7 protein-coding genes are annotated in these 9,978 nt (G+C 72.5%); 2 read left to right on the top strand and 5 right to left on the bottom strand.

The window, feature by feature from the left end; genetic code table 11:
- Positions 1-167: 167 nt before the first annotated feature.
- Positions 168-329 (bottom strand): SCO1431 family membrane protein, encoded by a 162-nt coding sequence (locus V9U70_RS14555; protein WP_336675398.1) that lies wholly within the window; start codon positions 327-329, stop codon positions 168-170.
- 320 nt (positions 330-649) lie between these two features.
- Between V9U70_RS14555 and V9U70_RS14550 the strand changes: the two genes are divergently transcribed.
- Together V9U70_RS14550 and V9U70_RS14545 are read left to right on the top strand one after the other, a co-directional pair.
- Entirely contained in the window at positions 650-1,552 is a 903-nt protein-coding gene (locus tag V9U70_RS14550; RefSeq protein ID WP_336675396.1) for an RNA polymerase sigma factor SigF, read from the top strand.
- Positions 1,553-1,660: 108 nt separating this feature from the next.
- On the top strand, positions 1,661-2,995 hold the full coding sequence (locus tag V9U70_RS14545) for an APC family permease (protein ID WP_336675394.1): 1,335 nt from the start codon (positions 1,661-1,663) through the stop codon (positions 2,993-2,995).
- Between the two features lie 9 nt (positions 2,996-3,004).
- Here the strand turns inward: V9U70_RS14545 and nrfD are convergent, their stop codons facing one another.
- The 4 genes from nrfD to V9U70_RS14525 form a co-directional block, all read right to left on the bottom strand.
- Positions 3,005-3,946, bottom strand: coding sequence for an NrfD/PsrC family molybdoenzyme membrane anchor subunit (gene nrfD / locus V9U70_RS14540; protein ID WP_419723982.1), 942 nt, complete (start codon positions 3,944-3,946; stop codon positions 3,005-3,007).
- 65 nt (positions 3,947-4,011) lie between these two features.
- Positions 4,012-4,995 (bottom strand): 4Fe-4S dicluster domain-containing protein, encoded by a 984-nt coding sequence (locus V9U70_RS14535; RefSeq protein WP_336675391.1) that lies wholly within the window; start codon positions 4,993-4,995, stop codon positions 4,012-4,014.
- A complete protein-coding gene (gene fdh / locus V9U70_RS14530) occupies positions 4,992-8,237 on the bottom strand; it encodes a formate dehydrogenase (protein WP_336675390.1) in 3,246 nt (1,081 codons plus the stop codon). The genes V9U70_RS14535 and fdh overlap by 4 nt, the downstream gene beginning before the upstream one ends.
- A 246-nt stretch (positions 8,238-8,483) precedes the next feature.
- Positions 8,484-9,638 (bottom strand): oxygenase MpaB family protein, encoded by a 1,155-nt coding sequence (locus V9U70_RS14525; protein ID WP_336675388.1) that lies wholly within the window; start codon positions 9,636-9,638, stop codon positions 8,484-8,486.
- Positions 9,639-9,978 lie beyond the last annotated feature (340 nt).

Here is a 9,978-nt window from a genome sequence, read left to right as displayed (position 1 = left end):
CCGTCGGCGCGACGACGGTGGACGGGACTTCGAGGCGGACGCACGTGCCGGACACATGCTCCCGGCGCGATCGGCACGTGCGCGATCCGAACGACCCGTCGGGGCTCACGGGCGGCGACGGCGGGTGTCCGGCAGCGCCCCGCCGTTCGCCGCCCGGGGGCGCTCGGTCAGAGCAGGCCGACCTGGGTGACGAGCATCGCGAACACGACCACGAACGTCCAGCCGGCGATGTGTTCCAGCAGCTTCGAGCCGTCCTCGGGGCCTCCGGTGCGGGCCCGGCGGGCTCGGCGGCTGTAGTGGGCGTGGTCTGCGGCGGTGGCGGCGGTCATGGCGTCTCGCTGTTCGTCCGGCTGCGGTCGGGGTCCCCCGTGACCCGACCAGAGTGCCAGCAGACCGGGTCGCGCAGAACGAGATCCCGGTCACGGCCGGTCGGCCGTCCGGGGGCGGGCGGCATCCCCGGCCCCGACGCGCCACGGCCTCCGGGCCCGCGGGCCCGGAGGCCCGGAGGGGACGGCTGTGGCCGACACCACACCGCACGGGCGGGCGGGAGCGGCGATCAGGCTCACCGATCGCGTTCGGCGGAGTTTGAAAGCGGAACCGAAGGGCACGCGGGCGTCGGCCCGTCGCCTATCGGAGAGGGAATGCACTGATGTCCGTGCCCAACGCGTCCGCGCTCCGCCCATCGGCCGCCGCTCTCGCCCCCGCGGCGTCACCCGGCGAGGAGCGCACCGGCGAGGACCTGCCGTGGATCGACGACGCGGGCAAGATCGCCCCTCGGGACGCACGAGAGCTCTCGAAGATCTTCTTCGAGCGTCTGCGGTCCCTTGAGGAGGGCACCCACGCCTACCAGTACGCGCGCAACACCCTGATCGAGATGAACCTGTCCCTCGTGCAGTTCGCGGCGCAGCGGTTCCGCAACCGCGGCAGCGGCGAGATGGAGGACATCATCCAGGTCGGGACCATCGGCCTGATCAAGGCGATCGACCGCTTCGACCTGACCCGGGGCGTCGAGTTCACCTCCTTCGCCGTGCCGTACATCGTCGGGGAGATCAAGCGCTTCTTCCGCGACACGACCTGGGCCGTCCATGTGCCGCGCGCGCTGCAGGAGAGGCGGGTGGAGATCGGGAAGGCGAAGGAGCGCCTGAGCCTGCGCCTGGACCGCGACCCCACGGTCGGCGACATCGCTGCGGAGCTGGGTCTGGAGGAGGAGCAGGTCATCGAGGGGCTGATAGCAGCCAACGCGTACACCGCCGGCTCTCTCGACGTGCCGACGAGCACCGGCCGCCACGCCCGCGACAAGGAGCAGAGCACCCTCGCCGACTTCGTGGGCGACCGTGATCCGGCTCTGGAGCTCGTGGAGGACCTCCACTCCCTCGCCCCGCTGCTGGCCGAGCTCGACGACCGGGAGCGCGACATTCTGGAGATGCGTTTCGGCCGGGAGATGACCCAGGCCCGGATCGGCGCGGAACTCGGCATCTCGCAGATGCACGTGTCCCGGCTGCTGTCGCGCACGCTGGCGAAGCTGCGCCGGGGGATGCTCACCGAACGGTAGGCCCAGGCCCTACGGGGCGGCTCGCGCCCGCGTTCGCCGCCGGCGTGGGCCGCCCACGGGCCTCATGCGAAAGAGGCCCGCCTGCCGGGCACGGAAAGGGGTACGGGGATGACCGTGAACCGGTCCAGCGCCTTGTCCCGAACAGCCGACGCCCCCGCCGCCCTCAAGAAGACCCTGACCACTCCCCTGCTCTACTTCTTCATCCTCGGGGACGTGCTGGGCGCGGGGGTGTACGTCCTGGTCGGCCAGGTCGCCGCCGAGTCGGGGGGCGCGGTGTGGGCGCCGCTGGGCACAGCGCTGTGCCTGGCTCTGCTGACCGCCGGGTCCTACGCCGAGCTGGCCACGAAGTACCCCCGGGCCGGCGGGGCCTCGCACTACGCCACCCTGGCGTACGGCCCGTTCGCGGGCTTCCTCGCCGGTTACTGCATGCTCACGGCGGGGATCGTCTCGGTGGCCGCGCTCACCCGCGGTTTCGCGGGCGACTACCTGGCCGAGTTCGTGTCCCTCCCCGTCCTCCTCGTGGCCCCGCTCTTCCTCGCCGCGCTCGCCCTGCTCAACGCGCGGGGGATCAGGGAGTCGACCCGGGCCAACGTCGCCGCCACGCTCGTCGAGGTGGGCGGGCTCCTCCTCGTCGTCGTGCTCGGGGCCTGGATCGTCCTGCGCGGCGACGCGGACCTCGGGCGGCTGACGGACCTGGGCGCCGCGGGCGGGGGCGGCGGCGCCGCCGTGCTGAGCGGAGCGGTCCTGGCCTACTACTCCTTCGTCGGGTTCGAGACCTCGGTGAACGTCGCGGAGGAGACGCGTGACCCTCGCCGTTCCTACCCGCGGGCGCTCTTCGGAGCCCTGATCACGGCCGGGGCCGTGTACGTGCTGGTGGGCGTCGCGGCCTCGGCCGCGCTGCCCGCCAGGGCCCTCGCGGAGTCCAGCGGGCCGCTCCTGGAGGTGGTCCGGGAGGCCGGCGGGGTGCCTCCGGCGCTCTTCAGCGTCATCGCCCTCGTGGCTGTGGCCAACGGCGCGCTGCTCACCGGCATCATGGCGTCCCGGCTCGCCTACGGCATGGCGCGGGACGGGCTGTTGCCCCCGTTCCTCACCAGGGTCCTGCCCGGCCGTCGTACCCCCGTCAGCGCCATCGCCACGACCACCGCCCTCGCCCTGGTGCTCGCCGTGACCGGTGACGTCTCGACGCTCGCCTCGACGCTGGTGCTGCTGCTGCTCGTGGTGTTCTTCATCGTCAACACCGCCGCCCTGGCGCTGCGTCGGGAGCGGCCGGACGGCGCCCACTTCCGGGTGCCCGCCGTGATCCCCGTCCTCGGCGCCGCTTCCTGCGTCCTGCTGGCCACGCGGGTGGAAGGCGCGGTGTGGCTGCGGGGGGCGGTGGTGCTGGCCGTCGGCGCGGCCCTCGGAGCGCTCGCCGCTCGGCGCAGGAGGAGGGGGGCCGGCTGAGAGGGCGGGTCAGCCGCGCGGGGCGGCCTCCCGGCGCTCCTGCTCGCGACTCGCCGCGTCGAGGCGTGCGCGCTGCGGCAGCACGGTGTACCGGGGGTCTTCTGCGGAGGCGATGCCCGCCGCGAAGACGCCGAAGCGGGTACAGGCGGACCCGGTCAGCAGAGCCGCTCCGGCGAGCGCCGCCACGGGCCGGGCGGCCCGGCCGCCGTACGCGGAGGCGGCCGCGCCGGCCGCCCCCGCGACCGTTAGCACCCGGGCGGCGCGCAGCAGCCTCCCGGCCCGGCCCTCCCGCCATGTCTCGGCGACCTGGCCCATGCGGTGTTCCGCCGCGGCGCTCGCGGCGAGGTCGCCCGCCGCCGCGAGGACCGCGGCGCAGCGCGCCGGGCCGGCCTCCCGGGCCGGGCCGACTGCCAGGGCCATGCCCGCCGCGGCGGCGGTGGCCGAGGCGGCGAACAGGTAGGGCAGCTCGCGGTGGGCTTCGTGCCAGGCCGGGACGGCGGTATCGGCGGCGAGCACCGCGGTGTACGTGGCGACGGCCGGCCCGGTGAGCGCGGCGGCGGCGGTGGCGGCGGCCCCGGCCCGGGGAAAGCGCCCGCTGACGGCCGTGGCGGCGGCCAGCCCGGCGGCCGGACCGTAGAGACCGAGCAGCCAGGAGCCGACGCTCATCGGGGAGGTCGGCTTGAAGACCCGGAGCATGTTCGTGAAGCGGGCGGGGCGTCCGAGGTCGTGGACGAGAGCGGCGACGGAGAGGCCGACGGCTCCGAGCGAGGAGACCTTGAGGGCGGTCGCGGTCGTGGTGCGGCCGGTCGCGTGGGCGCCCGCGGCGAGTGCGGAGCCGGCTCCGGCGAGTCCGCCGAGGAAGAAGTAGCCGGCGATGTCGCGGGCGGCCCAGGAGGGCGCCTTGATGACGGGCCTGCCGTAGTAGGAGCGGAACTCGGCGCGAGGCACCATGAGTTCCTCACCCCCGCGTTTGCGGCCGCCCCTGCGGCGCGGTTCCCGGCTGTCAAAGGAGGCGGTCATCGGATTCCTTTCCCGAGGCGTCCGGGCATGCGCCGAAAGAGGGCGGGCAGGGCGTGTGCGGCGCCCGCGGCGGCGAGGAGGGACAGGGCGGCGGCTCCGGCGTGCCGCCACATGGCGGGCAGGTCGCGGGTGGTGACGACGGGCGCCGGCGGCAGCCCGTAGACCTCGGGGTCGTCCAGCAGCAGGAAGAAGGCCCCGTCGCCGCCGACTCCGTCGTCGGGGTCGTGTCCGTAGAGGCGGGCCTCGGGGACGCCTGACGCGTGGAGCTGTTCGACCCGCAGGGCGGCCCGTTCGCGCAGTTCCTCCAACGGGCCGAACTGGATGGACTCGGTGGGGCAGGCCTTCGCACAGGCCGGCTCCTGGCCCGCTCCGAGCCGGTCGTAGCACATCGTGCACTTGAAGGCGCGGCCGTCCTCGGGGCGTTGTTCGATCACCCCGTAGGGGCAGGCGGGAACACAGTAGCCGCAGCCGTTGCAGACGTCTTCCTGGACCACGACGGTCCCGAACTCGGTGCGGAAGAGGGAGCCGGTGGGGCAGACGTCGAGGCAGGCGGCGTGGGTGCAGTGTTTGCAGACGTCGGAGGACATGAGCCAGCGCATCGAGCCGGGTTCCGCGGCGGTCTCCTGCGTGCCCGTGCCGGCGGCGAGCGGCAGCTGTGTGCGGCCCTCGGGGGCCGGGGGGCCGCTGCTCACCGGTTTCTGCTGTTCGATGAAGGCGACGTGACGCCAGGTGGAGGCTCCGAGGCCCTGGGTGTTGTCGTACGACATGCCGGTGAGGGACAGGCCGTCCTCGGGGACGGCGTTCCATTCCTTGCAGGCCACTTCGCAGGCCTTGCAGCCGATGCAGACCGAGGTGTCGGTGAAGAAGCCGACGCGGGCGGGGGCGTCGGGGTAGCCGGCGTCGACGGCCGGGTCCGGCACGTCGGAGCCGGCCCGTCCCGTGTGCTCCGGCCGTGCGCCGGACGTGTGGTCGGTGCTCATTTCGGCCCCTCCGTTCCGGTGTGCTCGGTGATGCCCGCGCGGCGGCGGTAGGCGGCGACGAGTTCGGGCAGGGCCGGTCCGCGCGGCCTGCGGCCGGGCCGGATGTCGGCGGTGAGCGCCTTGTCCTCCTGGATGTGGGCGTTGGGGTCCATGGAGATCGCCACGAGTTCGTTGGCCGCGTCGCCGGTCACGACCCCGTTGGGCCCCCAGTGGAACGGCATGCCGATCTGGTGGACGGTCCGGCCGTGCACGGTCAGGGGCTTGAGCCGGTCGGTGACCAGGACCCGTGCCTCCACGGCGTTGCGGGCGGTGATGACGGTGGCCCAGCCGCCGTGCTCCAGACCGCGTTCGGCGGCGAGCTGCGGGGACAGTTCGCAGAAGAACTCCGGTTGCAGCTCACTCAGGTAGGGCGACCAGCGGCTCATCCCGCCGGCGGTGAAGTGCTCGGTGAGGCGGTGGGTGGTGACGATGTACGGGTAGACCTCGGCCCCCGGTTCGTCGCCGCTCGGGTGGTAGCGGTTGCCCTCGCGCGGCAGGAGCTTGCGGGCCGGGGAGCGCGGGACCGCCGGGTACAGCAGGTTGGGGAAGGGCGAGTCCTGCGGCTCGTAGTGGGTGGGCAGCGGCCCGTCCTCCAGGCCCGCGGGGACGTAGAGCCAGCCCTTGCCGTCGGCCTGCATGATGAACGGGTCGTCGCCGCGCAGCGCGTCGGGGCCGGTGGCGCCCGTCTTGGGGACGTGGGCGGGGTCCAGGTCGGGGATGAAGTCGGGGACGTCGTGGCCGGTCCAGCGGCGGGCCTCGGCGTCCCACCACACGTACGCCTTGCGATCGCTCCACGGCCGGCCCGCCGGGTCGGCGGACGCCCGGTTGTAGAGGATGCGCCGGTTGGCGGGCCAGGCCCAGGCCCATTCGAGGGCCGTCCAGCTCTGCTCGGTGTGGGGCGTGCGGCGGCCGGCCTGGTTGACGCCGTCGGCGTAGACGCCGCAGTAGATCCAGCAGCCGCACCGGGTGGAGCCGTCGTCCTTGAGCTGGGTGTACGCGGCCAGGGGCGCGCCATCCGGTCCGTGGCCGTTGATCTCGGCGAGGACGGCGGCGGCGACCGGTTCACGCAGCGGGCCCTCGACCGGGTAGTCCCAGGTCAGGTCCTGCACGGGCCGGTCCCTGGGGTCTGCGGAGTCCTTGAGGCGCTCCTTGATCCGGCGGCCGAGGTGGTACATGAACCACAGGTCGCTGCGCGCGTCGCCGCCTGGTTCGACGGCTGCCTCGTGCCACTGGACCCAGCGGTTGGTGTTGGTGAAGGAGCCCGACTTCTCGGTGTGCGCGGCGGCGGGGAAGAAGAACACCTCGGTGCCGATGTCCTCGGTGCGCAGCTCCCCGGTGGCGATCTCCGGGCCGTCCTGCCACCAGGTCGCCGATTCGATGAGGGAGAAGTCGCGGACCACGAGCCACTCCAGTTCGGCCATGCCCAGGCGCTGGAGACGGGTGTTGGCGGAGCCCACCGCAGGGTTCTCGCCCATCAGGAAGTAGCCCTTGCACACGCCGTCCAGCTGGGCCATGACCGTCTCGTATGTGCTGTGCGAGCCGGTGAGGCGCGGCAGGTGGTCGAAGCAGAAGTCGTTCTCGGGTGTGGCGGCGTCGCCGTAGTAGGCCTTGAGGAGGCTCACGAAGTAGGCCCGCATCTCGCCCCAGAAGCCCTTCTCCGTGCGGCTCGACGTGATGAGGGCGTCGAGGTCCTCGTGGGCGTGGGCGTACGGCATGGGGAGGTATCCGGGCAGCAGGTTGAAGAGGGTGGGGATGTCGCTGGAGCCCTGGATGGAGGCGTGGCCGCGCAGGGCCTGGATGCCGCCGCCGGGGCGGCCGATGTTGCCGAGCAGGAGCTGGAGGACGCAGGCCGCGCGGATGTACTGCGAGCCCACGGTGTGCTGGGTCCAGCCGACGGCGTAGCAGAAGGCGCTGGTGCGTTCGCGGCCGGAGTTGGCCGTGAGGGCCTCGCACACCTCCGCGAAGGTCTCCCGCGGGATGCCGCAGGTCTCCTCGACCAGTTCCGGCGTGTAGCGCGCGTAGTGGCGTTTGAGGACCTGGTAGACGCAGCGGGGGTGGCGCAGCGTCTCGTCACGGGGTGGCCGCCCCTTCGCCTGGGGGCCGCCGGAGCCATGGGTCTCGGGGCCGCCGGCTTCCGCGGCCCGCTCCTCGTAGCGCTGGTCGCGGTCCCCGGCGGGGGCCTGCACGTCGGTGTCCTCGTACTGCCAGCTCACCGGGTCGTAGGCGCCGGTCTCGGGGTCGAAGCCGGAGAAGACGCCGTCGAGGTCCTCGGTGTCCCGGAAGTCCTCGGAGACCAGGGTCGCGGCGTTGGTGTAGTGCAGCACGTACTCACGGAAGTCCTTGCCCTCCGTCAGGACGTGGTTGACGAGGGCGCCGAGGAAGACGATGTCGCTGCCCGCGCGGATCGGCACGTGCAGGTCGGCGAGCGCGCTCGTGCGGGTGAAGCGGGGGTCGACGTGGATGATCTTCGCGCCTCGCGCCTTCGCCTCCATGACCCACTGGAAGCCGACGGGGTGCGCCTCCGCGTAGTTGGAGCCCTGGATCACGATGCAGTCGGCGTGCTGGAGGTCCTGCATGAAGGTCGTGGCCCCGCCGCGTCCGAAGGAGGTGCCGAGCCCGGTGACGGTGGAGCTGTGGCAGACCCGCGCCTGGTTCTCGATCTGGACGATGCCCAGGCCGGTCAGGAGCTTCTTGATGAGGTAGTTCTCCTCGTTGTCCAGGGTCGCTCCCCCGAGGCTGGCGATGCCCATCGTGCGAGCGGTGCGCAGTCCCTCGTGCTCCCACTCCCAGGTCCGCGCGCGGGTGTTCACGACCCGCTCGGCCACCATGTCCATGGCCGTCTCCAGATCCAGTGGCTCCCACTCGGCGCTGTGCGGGCGGCGGTACAGCACCTGGTGGCGACGGCCGGAGCCGGTGGTCAGCTGAAGGCTGGCGGAACCCTTGGGGCAGAGCCGGCCGCGGCTGATGGGCGAGCTGGGATCGCCCTCGATCTGCACGACCCGGTCGCCTTGGATGTAGACCTGCTGGCCGCAGCCGACCGCGCAGTACGGGCACACCGACCGCACCACCCGCTCCGCAAAGTCCGTCCGGGGGCGGATCGCCTCCGTGTGCGCGGAGCGGACGGCCTGTCCTCTGCCGAGCGGGTCGTCGCCGGTGAGCTGCCGGTAGACGGGCCAATCCGTGATCCAGGTACGCAGACCCATCTCGGGACACCTCCGGCTGCGGGCTCTTTCCGACCGGGCCGCACGGCCATGCCCGGAGCCGGTCGGCGAATACGCCTCCAGGCTGCCTCGAAGCGGCCGGGGCGGCGACCCGGAGAGGGGACGCGGCCCGGGTACCGGTGCGGGCCGCGTCCGTGCGTGGGGCTTTCGCCAGAGCCCCTCCCGTGCTCGTCGGCCGTGCGCCCCACCTCGGCGGGGCGCAGGGCCGTACGGGTGACGCGGGAGGCTTCAGCGGTTGTCGTCGAGCTCCTGGTGCATCTGGGGCTGGTCGTCCTGGTCGTGCGTCAGCGCGTACTGCTCGATCTCGTTGAACGCCTTCGAAGCGACGCCGAGGACGTCCTTGTAGGGGTTGACGCCGACGGTCTTCTCGGCCGCTCCGCCGAACAGGCCGCCCGCTGCACCGCTCACGAGGCCGTGACCTGCGGCGAGGGGCTTGCCCGCCAGGTCGAGGGGGCTCTTGGGAACGCCGGCCATGTCGGCGTACTCATCGGTCAGCGCCACCCGGGTCAGGGCGATGTACGCGTCACTGGCCCCGGGCTTCAGCAGGTCCCGGTAGAACTTGATGGCCTGCGCCGTCATGAACACGCCGTCGTCGGACTTCTGCCACTCCTTGTCCCGCTCCTGGTTCCACACCCGCTCGACCTCGTCGGCGTCCTTCGGCAGCAACCACCTCTCGTCGGTGCCGAGGTAGTGGTTGACGTAGTGCCACGCGCACATGAAGCCGTGCGCGTCCTCGTCGGAGACGTGGATGCCCAGCCTCCTCATGCCCTGGAGGATCTGGGTGCTGAAGACGCAGGCCGCGCCCGTGGTGTATTTCTGGGAGACCGGCTCGCCCCACTTGGCGTAGTCCCACTGGCCGCTCTTCTTGTGCAGCTGCCTCACCGAGGCGTGCACCAGGCGCACCTTGGTGACGTTGGCGGCCAGCGTCCCGTTCCGCATGGCGTTCTTGTCACCCATGTCGATGAACAGCCGTGAGGACTGCGAGAGCCGGCGGCCCGGCCCCTCCACGCCGCCCAGCCTGCCGGTGGAGCGCAAGGTGAACGCCCCCGTGGGGGAGAGATAGGTGCCGATGAGCCCCACCGTGCCCTGAAGCATCGACGCGGTGCCGTGGTGGTGGGCGAAGAAGCCCTCCGCCGCCTTGACGTCCGCCTCGCTCCAGTCCGGCGGCGGAGCGGCGGCCTCCCGCAGGAACTCGGCCAGCCGTTCGGGAAGGGCAGAGAGGTCCGAGTCGGGCTTGAGGGTGCCGATGGCACGGAACAGGGCGTTGACGCCGTCGACTTCCTCGTTCTCGATCAGGTCGGACACGAGCGTGTCGGCCTTGGGGTCCCCGGCCTTGTTCGCGGCCTCCAGCTCGGCCGCAGCCGTTGCCAAGGTCAATGCCATAGCGATTCTCCTCGATAGTCCGGGGTAAAAGCCCGCGTGGCGGGAGCGAACGCTTCCCGCACGGGCGTCGCCTCGCCGCGGAGCGGCCCTCAGTGCGGCGGCGGGTGGCCCGGCGTCGCGTTCCCTCACAGCGCCCCGTGCTCCACGCGCGCGTGGAGTAACGGACGGAGGAACCTCCGAGCGAGAACTTCGCCTGCGATCTTGCCCCTCCCGAAGCGTCCTGTTAATCACCCATTCGGAGGGTGGGGGCGCACGCCCCCCGCGCGCATCACGGCGCATGATGGCCGCGCACATCGCGGCAGCAGCACTCCTCGCCAGGGCGGGCGCCGGCGCCCTGGCG

The sequence above is a fragment of the Streptomyces pratensis genome, from assembly GCF_037137275.1.
Lineage (GTDB): Bacteria > Actinomycetota > Actinomycetes > Streptomycetales > Streptomycetaceae > Streptomyces > Streptomyces pratensis_B.
This window is presented reverse-complemented; position numbering and strand designations above follow the sequence as displayed.